Origin of the sequence: Gordonia namibiensis NBRC 108229, from assembly GCF_000298235.1 — a bacterium.
Taxonomy (GTDB): domain Bacteria; phylum Actinomycetota; class Actinomycetes; order Mycobacteriales; family Mycobacteriaceae; genus Gordonia; species Gordonia namibiensis.
Genome location: NZ_BAHE01000008.1, coordinates 32078 through 52394, shown reverse-complemented (window position 1 = coordinate 52394; position 20317 = coordinate 32078). Strand labels below are relative to the sequence as shown.

The window sequence follows — 20317 nt, the reverse complement described above, 5'->3', positions numbered from 1 at the left end:
AGTCCACCTTCCGGCGATGTGTCGGGTACCGCACCTAGTCCCGCGGGATCGGCGGCGCATGATCGGGCGCCATGAGCGCCGCGATCCGCGAGAAGATCGGGTTGCCTCCGTTGTCGTAGGAACCGTCGGGACCGAACGCCTCTGCTTCGTAGGTCACCGCGACCGCGATGGACACCTTCTCCTCGGGCAGGTAACCGACCACGGCGGCATACCCGTTGAACAGCGGGTTCTGGACGATCCAGTCGCCGGTCAGGACCACGCCCATGCCGTAGGTGTAGCGCTCGCTCATCTCCAGGCACGTCGCGCAGCCGTACAGCGGGCGGGCGACACCGCGGAGCCGGGTCGAGGTCATCGTCTCGTAGGACTCCTTCGACAGAGTCTCACCGGCGAAGAGCTTGCGTCCGGTTGCCTCGACGTCGTAGATGTTCGAGGTCTGGATGGCCCCGTGGGTGATGCTCCACGACGGGTTCCATCCGGTGGTCTCCTCGTAGAACGGTGTGTCCGGCGGCAGATTCAGGAATCCGCGGCGTTCGGAGGAGTATGCGTGCAGGGCGGGCTCGGGGATGACCGCGGTCAGACTCGACACGGTGTTCTCGAGTCCCAGTGGCTCCGAGATCCGTTCGCGGAGCAGCTCTTCGACAGGCTTGTTGGTGATCTTCTCCAGCGCGAGGCCGAGGATGACGTAGTTGGTGTGAGCGTAGTTCCAGTTCGTGCCGGGCTTGTACAGCAGTGGCTTGTCCACCGCGTAGGACAGCATCTCGTCGGTGGTCCACGCCTTGAACGGGTTGGTGAGCTCGGTCGTCTCGAAGGCGTCGTTGCCGAGGACATAGTCCTGGTACCCGGAGGTCATCGTCGCGAGCTGACCCAGCGTGACCTCGTCGGCGTGCGGGATCTGCGGAACCCATCTGTCGAGGGTGTCGTCGAGGGACACCTTGTCCTCGTCGACGAGCTGCAGCAGGACCGCGGCCACGTACGCGATGGCGACGGCCCCATTGCGGAAGTGCATGTCGGGGGTGGCCGCGACACCGGTCTGTGATTCGCCATACCCCTTGGTGATCACCTCGTCGCCGTCATCGGTCACGCGGACGATCACCGCTTTCAGGTGTTTCGACGCCTTCAACTCCTCGACGATCCGCTCGATCGCCGCAGCTTTCTCCGGGGCCGACGAGGCGCCGGAGGATTCGGCAGGCCCCGATCCGCCGGAGCCACACGCCGCGAGTACCGCGACCATCAACATCACCACGATCGTCGACCAGCGCTTTGCCATACGGTCAGCGTCCGACATGGGTCGTGGTCGCGAGTCGGAACCGGCGGATTCGGCACGCAAACGCGGCGTACCGTCTTCTTCTGACCCGACCAGCACGACCCGAGGCGGCCACCATGACCACCACCCAGCCGATCATGCCGGCCGCGTTCATCGGACACGGCAACCCGATGAACGCACTCGAGCGCAACAAGTACACCGAGGCATGGCGAGCACTGGGGCAGGCGGTCCCGAAGCCGCGGGCGATCCTGGTGATCTCGGCGCACTGGTACACCAACGCGACGGCGGTGACGGCGATGCCGCGCCCGCGCACCATCCACGACTTCTACGGGTTCCCGCAGGATCTCTTCGACGTCCAGTACCCCGCGCCCGGTGACCCCGAGGTCGCCGAGATGGTCTCCGACGTCGTCAAACCCACGTGGTGCGGCCACGACCTGGACAGCTGGGGCATCGATCACGGCACCTGGTCGGTGCTCGTGCACACGTTCCCCGACGCCTCGATCCCGGTTCTCCAGTTGTCGCTCAACGCCTTCAAGGACTTCGAGCACCACTACGAGCTGGGCCGCAAGCTGGCGCCGCTACGTGAGCGGGGTGTGCTCATCATCGGCAGCGGCAACATCGTCCACAACCTGCACGCGATCGATTTCGCCAAGGCCGACTCCGGCTACGACTGGGCCCACCGGTTCGACGACGCCGCCCGTGAAGTGCTGCAGGACAACCCCTCTGACGTCCTGAGTCTCGACGGGCACCCCGACTTCGACAACTCGGTGCCGACGCCGGATCACTACCTGCCGCTGCTCTACATCGCCGGGCTCGCACAGGAGTCGCCGCTCGATCTGCTCGTCGACGGGCATGCGGCCGGTTCGATCTCGATGGCCGCCTACACGCACGGCCTGGACGTGAAGACGGGAACGTTCGGCGACGCGCCGGCCGCCGAACTTCCCGACGGTTTCCCGCCCCTGGACTCCAACATCTGAATCCCGCGGCCGAGTAGGCCCGAGGCGCCAGCCGAGCCGCCCCCGCCGGCCGAGTAGGCCCGAGGCGCCAGCCGAGGGCCGTATCGAGGTCTCAGGACTTCAGGAACTCGTCGATCTGGTTGATGGCCGCGGTGGAACCCTCGACGACACCCATGTCGAGCACCTTCTGAAGTGCTTCGGCGGATTCGAAGGTGCTGATGTAGGTGGCGACGGTCTTGCCGTCCTTCTCCACGAACGAGTACGAATTACGCGACCCGGGCATGTCGGTGATCGGGTTCATGTCCGCGTCGGCGAACCCGTCGAGAAACGTGAAACCGTGTGGCTCGTCTACGGATTCGACCTTCCAGTAGCCGCCGAACTTCTCTCCTTCGGGACTGGTCATGTAGTAGGTGACCTTGCCGCCCGGCTTGAACTCGTGGTCGACGACGGTCGCCGGGTAGGTCGGCGGGCCCCAGATCTTCTCCAGCTGGCGCGGGTCGGCGTAGATCTGCCAAACACGGTCGACGGGGGCGGCGAACTCCGCGTTGATGGTGATCGTGCGGGCGTCGAGGTCCGGGGTGATGTCGATGACAGGCATGGGTCATTCCTCCGATGATGTTGCAGTTGGTGGGGTTTCGAGCGAGAGCAGGTCGTCGATGCGCGCGATACGGCCACGCCACACCTGTTCGAGTTCGGAGAGCATCGAGGCCACCGAACGCACCGCGGCGACATCGCCGCTGGCAAGTTGCTCGCGCCCCTGACGTCGTTTCGTCAGCAGGCCCGCCTTCTCCAGCACGGCGACATGCTTCTGCACTGCCGCGAAGCTCATGTCGTATTTCGCGGCGAGCACCGAGACCGAGTGTTCACCGGCAAGCACGCGCCGCAGGATGTCACGGCGAGTGCGATCGGACAGCGCGTGGAACAGGGCATCGGCCCTGTCCTCCTCGTCTGGCGATGTGCCAGTGGTTCCGGCCACATCTCAAACATACAACCGATCAGTTGTATGTCAACCCCTGCGGCGACATTCACCGCGTTCAGGACCGCACGCCCCCTTGCTGCCTGAGGTGCGAGGAGCGCAAGCCGCCGGGCTGAGTAGTGACGAAGGAGCGTATCGAAGTCGACGAGCCACGAAGGCCTGGCGACCTACAGCTCGGTGACTCGACCACCCTCGACATGCCAGTGCCGGTCGACGCGAACGTTGGCGAGCATCCGCCGATCGTGGGTGACCAGGAGCAGCGCCCCGTCGTAGGAGTCGAGTGCCGATTCCAACTGCTCGATCGCGGGGAGGTCCAGATGGTTGGTGGGCTCGTCGAGCACCAGGACGTTCACTCCGCGGGCCTGCAGCAACGCCAGTCCGGCGCGGGTGCGCTCCCCCGGCGACAGCTCGCCGACCGCCCGGTCGACATGGTCGGCGCGTAGACCGAACTTGGCCAGTAGCGTCCTTACGTCGGCCATGGTGTGGTCGGGTACCAGTTCGGCAAAGCGATCGGCCAACGGCGTCGTACCGGTGAACTGCCCACGCGCCTGGTCGATCTCACCGATCGCGACGTTGGCGCCGAGTTGCGCTGTCCCCGAATCGGGTTCGAGGTGACCGAGGAGGAGTCGCAGCAATGTCGATTTGCCGGCACCGTTCGGCCCGGTGATGCCGATACGCTCTCCCGCGTTCACCTGGATCGAGACCGGCCCCATCACGAAGTCCCCCTGTCGCACAACGGCGTTGTTCAACGTCGAGACGACCGAGCTCGATCGTGGTGCGGAGCCGATGGTGAATTCGAGGACCCATTCCTTGCGCGGTTCGGCGACCTCGTCCAGGCGCGCGATCCGACTCTCCATTTGCCGCACCTTCTGCGCCTGTTTCTCACTCGATTCGGTGGCGGCGCGGCGTCGGATCTTGTCGTTGTCGGGCGCCTTGCGCATCGCGTTGCGCACTCCCTGACTCGACCACTCCCGTTGGGTACGCGCCCGTGCCACGAGATCGGCTTTCTTCGCGGCGAACTCCTCGTACTCCTCACGCTTGTGCCGGCGCGCCACCTCGCGTTCTTCGAGGTAGCTCTCGTAGCCGCCGCCGAAGACAGTGTTGGTGTGCTGGGCCAGGTCGATTTCGAGAACCCGGGTGACGCTGCGTGCGAGGAACTCTCGATCGTGACTCACGAGCACGACCCCGCCACGCAGACCTGCGACGACCTCCTCCAGTCGGGCGATGCCATCGAGATCGAGATCGTTGGTCGGCTCGTCGAGCAGCACGATGTCGAATCGGGAGCACAGGAGTGCAGCGAGGCCGACCCGCGCGGCCTGTCCACCGGACAGGGCGGTCATCGGCGTGGTGTCGGGGTCGATGACATCGGTGGCGAGACCGAGGTCGGCGAGGACCGCCGGGAGGCGTTCGTCGAGATCGGCAGCGCCGGTGGTGAGCCAGTGATCGAGTGCCGCCGCATAGACGTCGGCAGGGTCGTCGGCACCGGCCGCGGCGGACTCGTCCGCAAGCGCCTCGGCCGCAGCGTCCATCGCCTGCGTGGCAGCCGTGCAACCGGTGCGACGCCCCACGTATTCACGGACCGTCTCACCCGGAATCCGCTCGTGTTCCTGAGGAAGCCAGCCGACGAAGGCGTCCGACGGTGCCCGCGACACCGACCCCGCCAGCGGCGCGAGATCACCGGCCAGGACGCGTAGCAGCGTCGTCTTACCCGCCCCGTTCGCGCCGACCACCCCGACCACATCGCCGGGAGCGACGGTGAGGTCGAGGTGATCGAACAGGACGCGGTGGGCGTATCCGCCCGCGACATCCTTGGCGACGAGAGTTGCGGTCATCGGTCAATGGTCGCACCACCGGCGACGCCGGCCGTGCCCGGTCAGGCCCTGGTCTTCCCCTGCGTCGGCGCGGTGGCCGGTTCGTCGGGCGCCTTGCCCAGCGCGAACTTTCCGTCCTGGAACATGAGGGGGTAGAGGATGCCACCGATGAGGCCGCCCAGCAGCGGTGCGAGCCAGAACAACCACAACTGTCCGGGGGCTCCGTTGCCGTTGAAGAACGCGACCGCCGTCGAACGCGCCGGATTGACCGAGGTGTTGCTGATCGGGATGGAGATCAGATGGATCAGCGTCAGGGTCAGACCGATTGCCAGCGGCCCGAATCCGGCGGGTGCCCGGCCGTCGGTGGCGCCGAGCACGACCAGCAGGAAGAACGCCGTCAGGACCACCTCGGCGATCAGGACCGCCACGAGGGTGTAGTTGTTCGGCGAATGGTCTCCGTAGCCGTTGGCGGCCATGTTGCCGGTCGCCTCGAAGCCCGGTCGGCCGCTGGCGATCGCGTACAGGAGGGTGCCGGCGAGCAGGCCGCCGACGACCTGGGCGATCCAATACCCCGGCAGGTCTTTCACCGGCAGTCGGCCGCTGACAACCGCCCCGAGGGTGATCGCCGGGTTGAAGTGGGCGCCCGAGACGTGCCCGACGGCGTAGGCCATCGTGACGACCGTCAGGCCGAACGCCAGTGAGACGCCGAGCAGACCGATGCCCAGCTGGATCAGGGTGTCGTTGTCCTCGCTGGCGTTCGCGACGTACTTGGCCGCGAAGATGGCGCTGCCGCAGCCGCCGAAGACCAGCCAGAACGTGCCGAACAGCTCGGCCAGCAACCGGCGTGGAGTACTTGCTGTCATGAGACCGTGTCTCCTTCGCCCGGCTCGTCGATTACAGGCACGGCGACGCCGAGCCGGTATGTCCCCGCCACCGTGTCCCGAGTGGACCGCAGTCCCCGAGAAATGTCTGCCCGTTTACGAATCTCATGCTCAGAATTGACGCTCGCGTGTCCTTCGATGCTCATTCGACTGCATGAAAAACGGCATTCCGTGCGTTCACGAAATGGGCCGGGAACGCAATCTTCGCGACCTGGCACACCCGGCCTGAGCTGCGAAAACATTCGCTTGAATGCTACCGGGTCGACCTTTCTCGAACACCCTGTTGGGCGCGTTTGTGCGCGGTACTGTCGCGTAGTCGGTGACCGCCTCCGGTCGAATCTCGCGTAATCGCCTCAGAGAAGGAGCCCATCGTGGGTAGTCCCTACGATCCCAACCAGCCCACTCGGCTCGGCCCGCAGGATGGGCAGCAGCCGTACGGTCAGGAACCGTACGGGCAGCAACCGTACGGGCAGCAGCCCTACCCACAGCCGGGTTACGGACAGCAGCCGTACAGCCCACAGCCCGGTGGTCAGCAGCCTTTTGGTCAGCAGCCTTATGGTCAGCAGCCTCCCCCACCTCCGGCGTCGTCGGGTGGCGGCAAGAAGTGGTGGTTCATCGGCGGCGGTGGCCTCCTGCTCGTGCTGATCGTCGTGGTGGCGGTCGTCCTCGCGTTCACGCTGGGCGGCGGCGACAGCTCCGATGAGCCGAAGGTCCCGACGGCGTCGGCCGTCGCCCTCCTGCTGCCGGAGTCCGAGTTCCCGGACATCACCGGCGAATTCACGCTGGAGACCGAGCAGTCCGACGACGACTCCACCACTGTCGACAACGAGAAGTGTGCTCGATTGGTGAAGACCCCGGACACCAGCGCCGACTTCGCGCAACGCGAACTCTCCGAGACCGTCGACGGCGGCGAGGTCTTCTTCGGTCTCGACCAGTACAGCGCCGACGTGACCAAGCCCGCCGATGGCGGCTACGACGACTTCGACGAGATCCTCTCCGCCTGCGAGACCTTCACACTGAACCTCGAGGAGGACGGCGAGACCATCCCCGTCGCAATGAAACTCGACAAGCAGACCCTGCCCATCAGCGGCGACTACAAGGCCGTCCGGATGACCGGTCAGTTCTCCATCTCCGACATCGAGGTCCACATGGTGGGCACCCTCGTCGTCGGCGAGGAGCGCGGCGTGTCGTTCTCGGTGTCGCACAACACCTTCAGCGACAGCGCTCCGTCGGTCAGCTCGGAGGTCACGAGCAACCTCGCTGAGATGTACACCGCGCAGCGTCAACAGATCACCGACGCCGCCTAGTTACGACGCGCTACGAACCCGCCGCCTCCGAGACCGGTTCATCGGCTTCGGCCGATGTTCCGGTACCGGAGGCGGCGACCTCGCGTTCTGGCACCTCCCGGGGATTGAGAACGGCACAGATCGGGTATCGCTCGCACGTCAGATGGCCGGCAAGCGGAAGAGGTGGGTGTGGCCGGAACGGACGCGTTCGACAAGATGGTCGAGATCATCGACTACCCGGTGTTCGTCGTGACCACCGTCGCCGACGGTCGCCGGTCGGGATGTCTCGTGGGTTTCGCCACCCAGACCAGCATCGACCCCCGCCGTTTCCTCATCGGCATCTCGCAGGCCAACCACACGCACGGCATCGCGACCTCCGCCGAACACCTTGCCGTTCACCTCATCCCGAGCGCTCACCGCGAGCTCGCCGAACTGTTCGGAGGGCAGACCGGCGACGAGGTCGACAAGTTCGCGAGGTGTCGCTGGTCAGAAGGACCGTACGGGCTGCCCATTCTCGAGGACTCGGAGATGTGGTTCGCCGCAAGGATTCTCGATCGCATCGATGTCGGCGACCATACGGCGCACATCGTCGAACCGGTCGACGGCGCGGTGGTCGTCGACGATCCGTCGCGCGATTCGTGGGTCAGTTTCGCCGATGTCCGCCACATCGACCCGGGGCACGACGCATGAGCGACAAGACGCTGCAGGACCATCCGGATTTCGACGCCCCGACCTTCGCCGAACGCCATTACGCCGACTTCCCTGAGGGTGTGCGCACCAACATGGTGATGAGCATCGACGGCTCGGTGAGTTTTCGCGGTCGGGTCGGTCCGCTCTCCTCACCCGCCGACCGCGCCCTCTTCCATGCTTTGCGTGCGCTGTCCGACGTCGTGCTGGTCGGAGCCGCCACCGCGCGCGTCGAGAAGTACGGTCCCCCGACGCTGCCCGACCAGCTGCTCGCGTTGCGGTCGCGCCTTCGGTGGCCGGGGGCGTCGGACATCCCGCGCCTGGCGATCGTCTCGCAGTCCTGCTCACTGCCCGAGAGGTCGCTCGACGTCCCACCCGAGCAGCGCCCGATCGTCATCACCTCCGCTCTGGCCGACACCTCTCCGGTGAACGACCGAGCCGAGGTCATCGCCGTGGGTGACGAGACCATCGACCTTCCTGCGGCTATCGACGAGCTGCGGGCCCGGGGGTTGCGTCGCATTCATTGCGAGGGCGGCCCGAGCCTGCTCGACAAACTCATCGAGGCCGACCTCGTCGACGAATTCTGCGTGACGATGGCACCTCAGGTGACCGGCGAGGGCAGCCCGGTCACCGACCCCGCCGCCGCGGTTCTCAGCCCACTCGATGCCCCGCGTCGCTTTCGGCTCGCACACGCGGTCCCGCACCACGACGACGTCTTCCTTCGCTACGTGCGGTGACCGCGGCAGACCCGCCCCGTTTCCCGGCGGGGACACCGGGTACCCGTCGCCATGGCCACATCCAGCGAGTCCCGCCGGTTCGACGTCGTCGTCGTAGGTGGCGGCAACGCCGGCATCAGTGCCGCCGCACGCCTGACCCGACGCGGCGTCTCGGACATCGCGATTATCGAGCCCCAAGCCGTACACACCTACCGGCCGTTGCTGTCCTATGTCGGCGGCGGACAGGCGACACTCCGCGAAGCCGAGCGCACCCAGCGGTCGGTGACCCCGGAATCGGCGACCTGGCTCCGCGGTTCGGTGACATCCATCGACGCCGGCCGGCGGACGATCCGGTGCCGGTCGGGCACCGTTGTGGAGTACCGGGACCTTGTCCTGGGGGTCGGTCTCGTACCCGACTCGGAAGCAATGCCCGGCATCGGAGAGGCGATCGACGAGCCGGCGGTGACCAGCAACTGCCTCGACCGAGCGGCGAAGACCTGGGAGCTGGTGACCTCGATGCCGCGCGGCGGTCGAGCGGTGTTCACGGTGCCGCGACCCCCGGTCAGCTGCACCGGCACCACCCTCAAGCCGCTGTTCCTCGCCGCCGCGCACTGGGAACGCACCGGGATCCTGCCGACGCTCGACATCACCCTGGTCGTGGACCGTCCTCACCTGCTCGGTGTCGACGACCTCGACGCCCGCCTGTCCGCCCGTCTCGAGGAGCTCGGCATCCGTGTCCTCCTCGACTCCGGAGTGCAGTTGCATCCCGGTGACAGGCGGGTCACCGCAACGTCGGCCGCCCGCACCGAGGACCTGGAGTTCGACCTGCTGCACGTGGTGCCACCCTTCCGCGGCCCGTCGATGGTCGAGGAGTCCGGACTCGCCGGGGGCCAAGAACACGGACTCGTCGACATCGATCCGCACACGTTGCGACATCGCTCGCATCCCGAGGTGTGGGCGATCGGCGACGGGGCCGCGATCGCCACCGACCCGTCGGGCGGAGGACTCCGTAAGCAGGTGGAGATCCTGGTCGACAACATCCTCGCAGCACGCACCGGCGACCCCTTACGCGATTTCGACGGCTATACGGTGGCACCCATCGCGACCGCGTCTCACCGTCTCATCGCGGCCGAGTTCGACCGGGGCGGAACATCGATGTCGTCGATCCCGTCCTTCCTAGACCCCCTCAAACCGCGCCGCAGCGCCTGGGCGTTCGACCGTTACGTCCTGCCCCGCCTGTACTGGAATCTGATTCTGCGAGGGCGTGTCTGACGTGAGATCTGGCGGGACCAGAGGGTGCCGCCGCTAATATCCTCGTCCATGAGCAAGCCGAAGAAGAGCTGGAAAGAGCTATCCCCCAACGCAAAAGCCGCCATCGTGGCGGTCGCGGCCGTCGACGCGGGCACCCGGGTGTGGGCCCTGCGAGATCTCGCCGGACGCCGCCCCGAGGAGATCAACGGGCCCAAGCGTGCCTGGGCGATCGGCCTGTCGATCGGTTCGACCGCCGGTATCGGACCGGCGATCTACCTGCTGTGGGGCCGCAAGCGCCGCGGATGACGTCAGTCGAAGGCGGCGTCGAACGTTCCGCGGGACACTCGGCGCCGTCCTGCGACTAACGTCTGCGGCATGCAACAAGACCGCAGCCGGCAGATCATCTGGGTTCTCGCCGGAATCGCGACGCTCCTCGTGGCCGTGTTCGTCGTGCTCGCCACGTACACCTTCACCCGTGACCGCGACAGTGACGCCGACGCTGCTCCGGTCACCGTGACCGTCACGAGCAGCCCGGCCGAAGTACCGGCGCCTCAACCCGCGCCGGTGACGCCTCCCCCGGTCACCACCCAGCCGGAGCCGACCGGGTCGACGCCCTACGAGGGTGGTCCGTGTTTCGAATCGGAGGCACGTTCGTTTGGTACCGCAGCCGACGGAACGAGCCTCGTGTGCAACTACATGGGCGCGGACGGGGGCTTCAGGTGGGTGCAGCACGCCGACAACGACGGGTCAGTCCACAACCTCGGGGAACCCTGCGACCCTGCTGTCGACAAGGTCGCCCAGGACCCGTCCGGCAAGGCGATCATGTGCGGCGGCCAGTTCTGGGTCGACGGCCCGTGACGCCGCAGAATCGCGGGTTCAACCGCAGAACCGCTGGCCGTGAGCAGCGCGTCTTCGGACCGCCGGCAATCCTGTCCGTAGGCCTCAGACCAACTCGGGCAGTACGCATTCGGTGAGCGGCGCGAGGTCCGGCGGGAACGCCGAACCGTCGAGTGGTTGCCAGCGCAGTTCGGCGATCTCGGCGGCGGGGTTCAGCGTCCGCGCGTCCCGGTCGAGCACCGTCGTGGAGACGAAGACCGCTGCCTCCACGTCGAACCCGTCTTCGTTCGCGGCGACCGCCCGGTAGACGCCACGCGACTGCAGCTCCGACGGGTCGAGTTCGAGGTGCAGTTCCTCTCGGCATTCGCGGATCGCCGTCTGCAGCGCGGTCTCGCCGGGCTCGGGCTTGCCTCCGGGGAACATGAATCGCGCGGTGCCGCGCTTGCGCACGGTCAGGACCGCGCCGGCGGAATCCCGCAGGACCACCGCACTCACCCGGATGACAGCTGAATCGACCACGCAACCCACCTTAGTGTCCGCACCTACCGGGCGAATCGGCGGTCACGCTCGAGGGCCGAGTTACCGGCGACGTCGGGCGTAGGCTCGAATCATCGAAACTCTTTGACAGGGCGGACTTTCGGAGCAGTGACGCAGAGTAGGCACACGAGGGAGGCGACCACGGTGGCATGGACCGGCGACCCGATCTGGCTGGCCGACGTACTGCGCGCCGAGGGCCTGGCCGTCATCGAACACGCCGGGTGGCGTGGCCGCGGCCACGGGGATTTCCGCGACCTGCGCGGGGTGATGTGCCACCACACCGCCGGTGGTGGTCCCAACGACTGGCGGGTCGTGCAGGACGGTCGGCCCGGCCTGCCGGGGCCACTCGCGCAGCTCGTCCTCGAACGCGACGGGACCTACCGGGTGATCGCGGCCGGGGTGGCGTGGCATGCCGGGGCCGGCTCCCATCCCGGATGGCCGACCGACAACGCGAACTGGCACGTGATCGGGATCGAGGGCGTGAACAACGGCGTGGGTCAGGTCTGGCCGGCGGCGCAGATGAATGCCTACCGGCGTGGCTGTGCAGCGATCCTCCGTCGACTCGGCGGACCCGCGTCGGATTGCGTCGGTCACAAGGAGTGGTCGTCGGAGGGCAAGATCGACCCGAATTTCGACATGGTGTCGTTCCGTGCGGAGGTCGCCCGCCTCATCGCCGGCAGCCCGCCGGCACCCGTGGAGAACGAGATCGACGCCGAAGCCCTGGTGGCCCGGGCCTGGATCGGTGCCAGGCTCACACCCGGCGAACTGCCGACCGCGGACGGCGTCGGACGCTTCGCCCGGTTCGCCAACGGCACGATCTACTGGCACCCGTATGTGCGCAACGGCGAAGCGACGGCCGTTCCGGCGCATCTGATGAAGACCTACGCGCAGTACGGATTCGAGTCCGGCTTTCTCGGCTACCCGACCCTGCGCCACACCGTCGTTCCCGGCGTCGGCGACATCCAGGCGTTCGAGGGCGGCACCCTCTACCGCCGCTATGGATACGACGGCTTCCCGGTGCGGGGTGTCATCGGCAAACGCTGGGCGGCGGAGGGTTACGAGACCGGCCTTCTCGGCTGGCCGATCTCCGACGAGTACGACAACGGCACCGGCGGTCTCGCGCAGGACTTCGAGAACGGGCGCCTGCAGTGGGACCCGTCCGGTGCCGTGAAGGAGATCAACCGCGGCAGCGACGCGATGTGAACACAGCCGACGCGCACGTCCGCCTGGACTACCGTTTCGAGAACCGCGAATTCAGTTCTGCCACACGGGCTGCCCGGTTCTCTGGACGCATCCGCCCGGCACGTTCGAGCAGATGAATGCCGTGCAGGGCAGCCCAGAAGGTCTCCGTCGCACCGCCGCGGTCGTCGTCCCCGATGGTTTCGGCGAGAACATCGAACCCCGCCCGTAGATCCGCGGGCGTCTCGTCGCTGGCGAACTCGGCGTCGATGGCCTGCTGGAACATCGCTTCGTACACGGCGGGGTGGGAACGCGCGAAGTCGAGATAGGCGTTGGCAACCGACTCGACGCGACCCCCTGCGCCACCATCGCTCGCCGCCGCACGACACTGCCGCGTCAGCTCGACGAAACCCTCGAGCGCGACGGCGAGCATGATCTCCGACTTGCCTCCTGGGAAGTGGCCGTAGAGCACCGGCTGCGAGTATCCGATGGCCTCGGCGAGATGCCTCGTGGTGACCGACGACCAGCCCTCCGCGTCAGCACGACGCCGCGCGGCCTCGAGAATCGCACGACGCCGTTCCTCATAGCGCTTCTGCCGCGCCGTCTGTTCGGCCATCGGATCTCCTCCATTCCGTTGCGTTCGCTCGCGACCCGGCCTAGTCTAGCATTACTAGAACTTCTAGTGCCGCTAGAAATGGAGTCGTCATGTCCCCTGTTCTCTCCGTGGTCACCACCGTCGTCGTCGGACTGATGGTCGGCGTGGAACTCTCGGTCGCCTTTGTGATCAACCCGATCACCCTGGCGCTGCCCGCCCCCGCCTCGATGGCCGCCAGATCGCACGGAGCCCGCATGATGGGTCGGGCGATGCCGTTCTGGTACTTCGGCTCACTGATCCTCGCCGGCGCGCTCGCCGCGACGACGTGGGGCACGACGACGTCGACCGCGGCCCTCGTGGCAGCGGCGCTGCTCGCGGTCAGCGTGGTCATGTCGATCACACTGCTCGTTCCGATCAACAACCGGTCCAAGAACTGGACCGCCGACTCGTACCCGGAGGACTGGCGAGAGCAGACGCGGCGCTGGGACAACCTCCACTACATCCGGGTCGCGGTCATCGTGGCGGCCTTCACCCTCGTCGCGATCGCCGCAGTGGCTTTGTGAGTGCGAGAGATCGGGCGACTACCACGGGACCCGTCCGTCGTGGCGCATGAGATCGATCGCGGCGCCGGTGCCCGACGATCGCCTGACGCGCCCACCACTCGCCATGCCCGATTTGCCCGAAGCGATTGTTACTGTGCTCTGGGCCGTCACACCGGCCATCGGCTACCGAAAGGAACGGCGTGGCATCCTCGTGGGAGATCCTGAAGGCATCGGCGCGTATCTTGCGATCCCGCAAGGAACTGACGATGTTCCCGGTGCTGTCCGGTTGCACCCTGGGCATTCTCACCATCGCGTTGGGCGTCTTGGTCGTCAGCATTCCGGCACTGCGGGACTCCACCGCAGGGTTGATCATCGTGGTCGCGGTCTTCTACTTCCTCGGGGCGTACGTGCTCACCTTCTGGCAGGCGGCGCTCATCTCACAGGCGGACGTCACTCTCGACGGCGGCGACCCGAGCGTCGCAGGCGGTATCGCTCGGGCCACGCGAGCCGGGGTGCGTCTGGCCCCGTGGGCGGCGATCGTCGCAACCGTGTCTTACCTGCTGGACGTCGCCGAACGTCGTCTGCCGCAACTCAACATCGTGCTCGACATGGCCTGGAACGTGACTTCCTTCCAAGTCTTGCCGATGATGGTCCTCGAGGACGAGTCCGTGCCCGGCGCCGTGCGGCGCGCCAGAGAAGCGTTCCGGGAGGTCTGGGGCCGCAACATTCTCGGCGTCGCGAGCACCGGGCTGATCTCGCTTGTACCGGCTGTGCCCGGCGCGGTCCTGATCTGGTTGGCCCTCACCGAGCTCGACGGCGCGATGATCGTCGTCGTCGCGCTGATCGGGATTCTGTTCATCGCCGCGGGCGCCGTCATCGCATCCGCCCTCAAGGGCATCTACCAGACCGTGCTCCACCACTACCTGGTCGACCGTCGGATGCCTGAGGCGTTCGGCGGGATCGACGGTAGCCGGTTGGTTCGCACCCGACGCAGCGCTACGGCGTAGTCGCAGCCCACAACGACAACACCCCCTGCGAGGAGGGGGTGTTGTCGGTGGAACCACGCGTCGGTCGCAGACCGTCGCCTCACGCATCGCGAATCAACCTCTGTCACAAGGCTGGTCGGCCTTCCTGACACATTGGGGCCGATCAGCTACCGGTGTTGTCCAGCCACCGCAGGAGCGAGTACAGGAACCGCGTCGAGCCGGGCATGAAGTTGTTGCCGTGGTGGTAGGTGGGGTCCAGGGTGGTGGCGATGATCCGGCCCGGCGTGCTGACGGTGTCCTCGTAGAGGATTGCGCCGGCGTCCGCGCGGGCACCGGTCTCGTCGGGTTCTTCCGCGACCACGAGCGGCACGACGTCGGCCTCGGTGTGCAGCAACCCGTGGTGATGCCAGATCACGGACTTGGTGGACAGGTACTCCCACGCCTCGTGCTCGGGGTTGCGCGTACGGATCAACGGATCCGAACCCTCGAGCCACCACCAGAAGTTGGTGGGACGCGGACTCCACGAGACGCCCGGAAGCCAGGTGTGCGCGGCGTTCTCACCGAGCACGACGAGCGTCCCCCCACGTTGCGGTACCGCGAGGAGCTGCGCGGTGTGCTTGCGGACCAGTTCGGGATGGAGCCGGTCGGCGAGCACGACGGTGTCGAACGCGTCGAGATCGCCGTCGGCGAGGTCACCGAGGTAGACGAACTCGGGCTGATGGGCGATCACCGCCGGGTCCTTGAGCGTCTGCAGGTGGAAGTGTGAGCCGCCGTGAACGAAGGCGAGGCGCCGACGCGAGCGCGGAGCGCGGTCGGTACGCGCGAAGGGTTCGGCGACGGGATCGGTGGTCGTGGTCATGGTCATACCTGGGCCTCCTGCTGGGCGAGCCACGTGAGCAGCTGGGGGAAGATTCGGGCGGAGGTGTTCGGGTCCTCCTGGTAGACACCGACATCGAGACCGCCATGGACGAGCACCTGACCGGCGCCGAGCGGATACACGTAGTCGACCGGAAGTGCGTTGCGGCCGATGCGATTTGCCACGACCGCGCCCTCCGGCAGCTTGTCACTGTAACCGCGGGCGTAGAAACCGGATACCCCGCGCCGGAAGCTTACGTCGGCCGGATCAACTCCCTCCCACACCGGATGGGCCTCACCGGAGACGATCGCGAGGTCCTTGGGGCCGAAGTACTGCAGCTTGCGCCACTTGCCCAGACCGGGCAGGAAATCGGTCAGGGGATGCCCCATGATCGCGACCCGGCCCCCCGCGGTGACGAAGTCGGTGAGCAGGTCACGACGGCGTTCGAGGAAGATCTGGTCGCAGTTGCCGTTGATCAGCAGGCCGCGGACGGTGCTCAGATCCAACTCGTCGAGCGAGTACAGGTCGACGGGAGTGACCTGGTCAGAGACTTCGGTGCCGCCGGACATACCGGCATTCGACCCCATCGTCAGATGCAGAACGGGTGGAAGTGACTGCGGTGCAGTCGGATCGGTACTCATCGAGATACTTTCTGTAGGGATGGTGCCGCGGGGGCTGTGTCCGCGAACGTGTCATAACGGGTGTAGAGAACGGTGCGGGGCCCGCCGCGATCGTCGACGGTCGTGCTGACCACGTCGATTCCGTACAGCTCGCTGAGCACATCGTCGGTGACGAGTTCGGCGACGGCGCCGACTCGGATGTCGTCGACCGAACGCATCACCACGGCGCGCCCGCCGAGGTGCAGGACGTGGTCGGGGTGATGGGTCGTGAGCAGGATGCCCATCCCGTCGGCCGCCAGGTCGCGCAGCAGCTCGAGCACGCGGGCCTGGTTCCGCAGGTCCAGGGCCGAGACCGGTTCGTCGAGGATCAGGAAGTTGCAGTCCGACACCAGCGCTCGTGCGATCAGCACCAGCTGGCGCTGTCCACCGGACAGCGCCGCGAAGCTGCGCGTCGCCAGGTCGGCGATCCCGACCCGCTCGAGGATCTCGCGGGTGCGGGCGACGTCGGCACGACTGGGAGTGGCGAACGCCGACACCTTCTTGGCCCGCCCCATCAGGACCATGTCGAACACCGAGTAGGCGAAGTTCGACGCACTCGCCTGCGGGACATAGCCGATCGCGGCGTCATGGGTGACCGACCCCTCGGACAACCGGGTCAGTCCGGCGATACAGCGCAGCAGCGTGGTCTTGCCCTGCCCGTTGGGGCCGAGGATGGAGGTGATTCCTCCGTCGATGCGCAGACTGGCGTTCCGGAACACCCAGTCGCAGCGCGGGTAGTGGAAGCCGGCGTCCCGTAATTCGAGGGCGGTGTGATCAACCATCAATGAATGCCTGTCTGCGTGAATTGCTCAGGAGCAGAACGAAGACCGGGGCACCGATGATCGCGGTCAGGATACCCAGCGGGATCTCGCCGGCGCTGATGGTGCGCGACAACGTGTCGATGATCGTCAGGTACGCGGCGCCGAGGACAAACGTCGTCGGCATCGAGATCCGGTGGTCGGGTCCGACCCACAGCCGGGCCATGTGCGGGACGACGAGGCCGACCCAGCCGATCACCCCCGACACGGCGACGGCACCGGCCGTCATGAACGCCACCATCGTCAGCAACACCGCTCGCAACCGTCCCGGATTCAGTCCGAGCGCGGTGGCGTCGTCGTCGCCGAGCGAGAGGATGTTGATCCGCCAGCGCAAACCGATCAACACCGTCGAACCGATGAGGATCGGGATGGCGGCGATCAGCACCTTCCCCATGTCTGCGGTGGCCAGAGAACCCATGAGCCAGAACACGATCGACGGCAGCGTCGTGTACGGGTCGGCGACGTAGGTGATGAACGAGACCAGTGCCGAGAAGAAGGCGCTCGTGACCACGCCGCCGAGCACGATGGTGAGGATCGGTCCGCCCGCCCGGGTGCGCCCGATCAGCAGCACCATGCCGAGCGCGACCAGTCCGAACAGGAACGCACCACCGACGAGGAAGGCCGACCCCAGCCCGAAAATGAGCGCCAGCACACCGCCGAACGACGCCCCGGAGGACACCCCGAGGATCTGCGGGCTCACCAGTGGATTTCGGAACGCCGCCTGCAGGGCCGCGCCGCCGAGGGCCAGGCCACCGCCGACGAGCATGGCGAGCAGGACGCGCGGAAGACGAACGCCCAGAACCACGTTGGCCTCCGCCTCGGTCCAGGTGCGGGGCAGCGCGATCACCTCGTTGACGAGGATGCGGGCGACCTCGTTGACCGGCACGGTGTAGCGACCCACCGACAACGAGATCAGGCCCACCGCGACGATGCCGACGGTCAGGACCAGCGGCACCACGATGCGCGTCGACGTGCGCGTCTTCTCCGGCTCGGCGACGAGCTCATGCACGGAAGTCGTCATAGTCCGCGCTGCCCGCGTTGTCCGGCATCTGCAGGATGCGATCGATGTCGGCGTCGGTCACGTCGTAGGCGTACAGCGTCCGGTAGGTCTCCCGGATGCGCCCGCGCAGTTCGTGGTCGACGTCGGGGAAGAAGACCGAGTTGGCCCACATCCACATCAGATTGGATTCGTAGCACGGCGGGTCCCAGGAGAATCCGCCGATCGGAGCCTGGTAGACCCGCTTGTTCTTGACCGCCGACAGCGACGACCAGCGGGGATCGCCGTACATGTCGGCGGGGGTCGTGGGCTCGAAGTTGCCGAGGATCACGATCTCCGGATCCCAGCCCAGGACCTGCTCTCGGGTGACGCCGAAGCTCGAACCCTTGCCCGCACCCGAGGCGACATTCTTGCCACCGGCCAGTCGAATCCAGAAGTCCATGTAGCTGTTGTCTGCGCCGACCTTGATCTCGGGAGCGTTGTACATGTACAGCACGCGGGGGGCTGCGGAAGCGTGAGCCGCGGCGGCCTTCTCGACGACCTTGCGGTCGGCGGCCATCGTCGCGAGGACCGCGTCGGCCTGCGACTTCTTGCCGAGCAGTTCCCCGAAGATCGAGATCCACGCCTCGAGGTCCTCCTGGGTGCCGTACTTGAGCAGCAGCACCTTCAGCCCGGCGTTACGCAGCGGCGCGACGATGTCGTCGCCCTTGTCGCCCCACTGGATCACGACGTCGGGGTTGAGGCTCAGGATGTGCTCGACGTTGGGCACGAAGTCGTTGCCGGCGACCACCGGGGTGTCCAGGAACGCCGGGAACATCGTGCCCAGCATGCCCTTGGACGCCATCGAGATCGCGACCTCGTTGACGCCGACGTTGCGGGCGGTGGACTGATCCGAACCGATGATCATCGACGGAACCGGGATGATCGTCGACGCGATACGACCGACCGGGGTGTCGAAGGTGACCGTGTTCTGATACTGGTCGACGACGGTGATCGGACCGCCCGCGGCGCCGGTGCCGGCGGTCTCGGAGACTGCTTCGCGGGTCGAGCACGCAGTGACACCCAACGCCCCCAGGGCAAGCGCGGCAACTCCCATCGAGCGCATGAGGTCGCGGCGCGAGAGGTGTGCGGCAGGGGCGGACGGACGGGGGCGGGCAGCCATCTGGACTCCAGGACAAGCAGGCGGCGACGCGATGCGCTGATCAGCGCCTCGCGTCATCGGAACGGACATCTTCGACAATTAGGGGAGCTTATACTAACCAAGGCTAGCCTTGCTTCAGTGGTGATTCTGTGCCGACAATTCTGGGCACAGGGTGGCGAATTCCGTGCAGATATGGTGTGCGCGAAGGGGACCCGCAACGGGCGCAGGACAACAAGCAAAGGGTGGGTCAGACCCGAAAGTCTGACCCACCCTTTTGTGGAGTGGAGCTAAGGGGACTCGAACCCCTGACCCCCACACTGCCAGTGTGGTGCGCTACCAGCTGCGCCATAGCCCCGTATTTTTTTGTTCCGCCCTGTTCAAGGGCACTGTGAAAGTTACACCACTGCCTCGACGGCGACCAAATCCGCAGGAACCGGGCCCTTTGCCGGGCCCGGTCCCCCTCGGATCACGACTTGCCGGCGCCCAGAATCCCGTCGAGCCAGCCGGTGCCGTCGAGCAGTCCGTCGACGGGCTTGCCGTCGTGGAGCACGCTCGGGGTGCCCACCTGGCCGGCGGCCTTCTTGAGTTCGTCGCTCGACGTGGCGGCGTTCGCTTCCGCCTGCGCGACCTTCTCGTTGTCGGTGATGCACTTGGCGGTCGCGGGTGTCGCACCCTGCGAGGTCGCCAGGCGCGCCAATTCGGGGCTGGTGATGTTGCCGGTGCCGTCCTCCGCCGGCTGGGCGCCGAACAGCGCGCTGTGGAACCGGAGGAACAGGTCGGTGTTCTGCTCCTGCGCCACACAGGTCAGCGCGCCCGCGGCACGGGAACTGTAGTCACCGGTCGCCGACCGCGAGTTCAGGAAGTTGAGCGTGTGATAGCGAACCCGCAGCTTGCCCTCGGTGACCGCGGCGGTGATCGCGGGACCCGACTGCTGCTCGAACATCTTGCACACCGGGCACAGCGGGTCCTCGAAGACGTCGATCAGCGGCGCGTTCTCCGGTCCGACGATCATCGTCGAACTCGCCGCGAGCGCAGACTGGTCCGCGGTCCCCTTGTCGCGACCGCTCCACCAGATCCCGCCGATGACCAGGCCCGCGATCACCAGGATCGCGATACCTCCGAGGACGTAGGTCATCGTGCTCGACGGTGCGCTCGGCTGATACTTCGATGTGGTGGCGCGGGGCACGGAGGCTCCCGACTTACGCTTTTCGCTCACGTAACGACTTTATCCGCGCGGCACTGATAATCGGCTGAGTAGATGCGCCCGAAGCGCACCGAATACGTGCCGCTTTCGTGAATGATCTCGACACGGCTCGATCGGCGAAGGGACGGTCGATCGGCG

Annotated in this window: 23 protein-coding genes and 1 tRNA gene; 10 read left to right on the top strand and 14 right to left on the bottom strand. The window is 66.7% G+C overall.

Features of this window, described 5'->3' with window-relative positions:
• Positions 1-34 precede the first annotated feature (34 nt).
• Positions 35-1267 (bottom strand): serine hydrolase domain-containing protein, encoded by a 1233-nt coding sequence (locus tag GONAM_RS04205; RefSeq protein WP_040535347.1) that lies wholly within the window; start codon positions 1265-1267, stop codon positions 35-37.
• A gap of 134 nt (positions 1268-1401) precedes the next feature.
• Here GONAM_RS04205 and ygiD point away from each other — a divergent pair, with 134 nt between their 5' ends.
• Positions 1402-2241: a 4,5-DOPA-extradiol-dioxygenase gene (ygiD, locus tag GONAM_RS04200; protein ID WP_500784348.1), complete on the top strand. Its 840-nt coding sequence runs from the start codon at positions 1402-1404 to the stop codon at positions 2239-2241.
• A 91-nt stretch (positions 2242-2332) separates the two neighbouring features.
• Here the strand turns inward: ygiD and GONAM_RS04195 are convergent, their stop codons facing one another.
• From GONAM_RS04195 to aqpZ, 4 genes are all read right to left on the bottom strand, one after another.
• Positions 2333-2818, bottom strand: a complete 486-nt coding sequence (locus GONAM_RS04195; protein ID WP_006865531.1) for an SRPBCC family protein — start codon at positions 2816-2818, stop codon at positions 2333-2335.
• Positions 2819-2821: 3 nt separating this feature from the next.
• Positions 2822-3196 (bottom strand): ArsR/SmtB family transcription factor, encoded by a 375-nt coding sequence (locus GONAM_RS04190; protein WP_006865530.1) that lies wholly within the window; start codon positions 3194-3196, stop codon positions 2822-2824.
• A gap of 167 nt (positions 3197-3363) precedes the next feature.
• On the bottom strand, positions 3364-5028 hold the full coding sequence (locus tag GONAM_RS04185; protein WP_006865529.1) for an ABC-F family ATP-binding cassette domain-containing protein: 1665 nt from the start codon (positions 5026-5028) through the stop codon (positions 3364-3366).
• Positions 5029-5069: 41 nt separating this feature from the next.
• The gene (gene aqpZ, locus GONAM_RS04180; protein WP_006865528.1) at positions 5070-5870 is read right to left on the bottom strand and encodes an aquaporin Z; all 801 of its coding nucleotides are present in this window, start codon (positions 5868-5870) and stop codon (positions 5070-5072) included.
• 389 nt (positions 5871-6259) lie between these two features.
• Between aqpZ and GONAM_RS04175 the strand changes: the two genes are divergently transcribed.
• The 6 genes from GONAM_RS04175 (at position 6260) to GONAM_RS04150 (ending at position 10686) form a co-directional block, all read left to right on the top strand.
• Entirely contained in the window at positions 6260-7195 is a 936-nt protein-coding gene (locus tag GONAM_RS04175; RefSeq protein WP_006865527.1) for a DUF4106 domain-containing protein, read from the top strand.
• Positions 7196-7390: 195 nt separating this feature from the next.
• Positions 7391-7864 carry a flavin reductase family protein gene (locus GONAM_RS04170; protein ID WP_051992474.1) on the top strand — a complete coding sequence of 158 codons (474 nt, stop codon included), beginning with the start codon at positions 7391-7393 and terminating at the stop codon, positions 7862-7864.
• Positions 7861-8598 carry a pyrimidine reductase family protein gene (locus tag GONAM_RS04165; protein WP_006865525.1) on the top strand — a complete coding sequence of 246 codons (738 nt, stop codon included), beginning with the start codon at positions 7861-7863 and terminating at the stop codon, positions 8596-8598. The genes GONAM_RS04170 and GONAM_RS04165 overlap by 4 nt, the downstream gene beginning before the upstream one ends.
• Before the next feature lie 51 nt (positions 8599-8649).
• Positions 8650-9849, top strand: a complete 1200-nt coding sequence (locus GONAM_RS04160) for an NAD(P)/FAD-dependent oxidoreductase (RefSeq protein WP_006865524.1) — start codon at positions 8650-8652, stop codon at positions 9847-9849.
• A gap of 48 nt (positions 9850-9897) precedes the next feature.
• Positions 9898-10134 carry a hypothetical protein gene (locus tag GONAM_RS04155; RefSeq protein ID WP_006865523.1) on the top strand — a complete coding sequence of 79 codons (237 nt, stop codon included), beginning with the start codon at positions 9898-9900 and terminating at the stop codon, positions 10132-10134.
• Positions 10135-10203: 69 nt separating this feature from the next.
• Positions 10204-10686, top strand: a complete 483-nt coding sequence (locus GONAM_RS04150; RefSeq protein WP_006865522.1) for a hypothetical protein — start codon at positions 10204-10206, stop codon at positions 10684-10686.
• 84 nt (positions 10687-10770) lie between these two features.
• Here the strand turns inward: GONAM_RS04150 and GONAM_RS04145 are convergent, their stop codons facing one another.
• Positions 10771-11193: an NUDIX hydrolase gene (locus tag GONAM_RS04145; RefSeq protein WP_006865521.1), complete on the bottom strand. Its 423-nt coding sequence runs from the start codon at positions 11191-11193 to the stop codon at positions 10771-10773.
• A 153-nt stretch (positions 11194-11346) separates the two neighbouring features.
• Between GONAM_RS04145 and GONAM_RS04140 the strand changes: the two genes are divergently transcribed.
• Complete coding sequence (locus tag GONAM_RS04140; protein WP_006865520.1) at positions 11347-12405, top strand: N-acetylmuramoyl-L-alanine amidase; 1059 nt, start codon at positions 11347-11349, stop codon at positions 12403-12405.
• Positions 12406-12433: 28 nt separating this feature from the next.
• Here the strand turns inward: GONAM_RS04140 and GONAM_RS04135 are convergent, their stop codons facing one another.
• On the bottom strand, positions 12434-12997 hold the full coding sequence (locus GONAM_RS04135) for a TetR/AcrR family transcriptional regulator (protein ID WP_006865519.1): 564 nt from the start codon (positions 12995-12997) through the stop codon (positions 12434-12436).
• 89 nt (positions 12998-13086) lie between these two features.
• On the opposite strand from GONAM_RS04135, the gene GONAM_RS04130 reads away from it, so the two are divergent.
• Both GONAM_RS04130 and GONAM_RS04125 read left to right on the top strand, forming a co-directional pair.
• A complete protein-coding gene (locus tag GONAM_RS04130; RefSeq protein ID WP_006865518.1) occupies positions 13087-13539 on the top strand; it encodes an anthrone oxygenase family protein in 453 nt (150 codons plus the stop codon).
• Positions 13540-13718: 179 nt separating this feature from the next.
• The gene (locus GONAM_RS04125) at positions 13719-14525 is read left to right on the top strand and encodes a DUF6159 family protein (RefSeq protein WP_006865517.1); all 807 of its coding nucleotides are present in this window, start codon (positions 13719-13721) and stop codon (positions 14523-14525) included.
• A 142-nt stretch (positions 14526-14667) separates the two neighbouring features.
• Here GONAM_RS04125 and GONAM_RS04120 read toward each other — a convergent pair whose 3' ends face one another.
• The 7 genes from GONAM_RS04120 to GONAM_RS04090 all read right to left on the bottom strand — a co-directional run bounded on the left by GONAM_RS04120 (position 14668) and on the right by GONAM_RS04090 (position 20191).
• Complete coding sequence (locus tag GONAM_RS04120; protein WP_040535379.1) at positions 14668-15363, bottom strand: hypothetical protein; 696 nt, start codon at positions 15361-15363, stop codon at positions 14668-14670.
• A gap of 2 nt (positions 15364-15365) precedes the next feature.
• The gene (locus tag GONAM_RS04115; RefSeq protein ID WP_006865515.1) at positions 15366-16001 is read right to left on the bottom strand and encodes a hypothetical protein; all 636 of its coding nucleotides are present in this window, start codon (positions 15999-16001) and stop codon (positions 15366-15368) included.
• The gene (locus GONAM_RS04110) at positions 15998-16801 is read right to left on the bottom strand and encodes an ABC transporter ATP-binding protein (RefSeq protein ID WP_006865514.1); all 804 of its coding nucleotides are present in this window, start codon (positions 16799-16801) and stop codon (positions 15998-16000) included. Before GONAM_RS04110 ends, GONAM_RS04115 begins: the two co-directional genes overlap by 4 nt.
• Entirely contained in the window at positions 16794-17858 is a 1065-nt protein-coding gene (locus GONAM_RS04105) for a FecCD family ABC transporter permease (protein WP_040535344.1), read from the bottom strand. Before GONAM_RS04105 ends, GONAM_RS04110 begins: the two co-directional genes overlap by 8 nt.
• Positions 17839-18996 carry an ABC transporter substrate-binding protein gene (locus GONAM_RS04100; RefSeq protein WP_006865512.1) on the bottom strand — a complete coding sequence of 386 codons (1158 nt, stop codon included), beginning with the start codon at positions 18994-18996 and terminating at the stop codon, positions 17839-17841. Before GONAM_RS04100 ends, GONAM_RS04105 begins: the two co-directional genes overlap by 20 nt.
• A 261-nt stretch (positions 18997-19257) precedes the next feature.
• Positions 19258-19330, bottom strand: a tRNA-Ala gene (locus GONAM_RS04095).
• A gap of 111 nt (positions 19331-19441) precedes the next feature.
• Positions 19442-20191: a DsbA family protein gene (locus tag GONAM_RS04090; RefSeq protein WP_006865511.1), complete on the bottom strand. Its 750-nt coding sequence runs from the start codon at positions 20189-20191 to the stop codon at positions 19442-19444.
• Between the last annotated feature and the right edge of the window lie 126 nt (positions 20192-20317).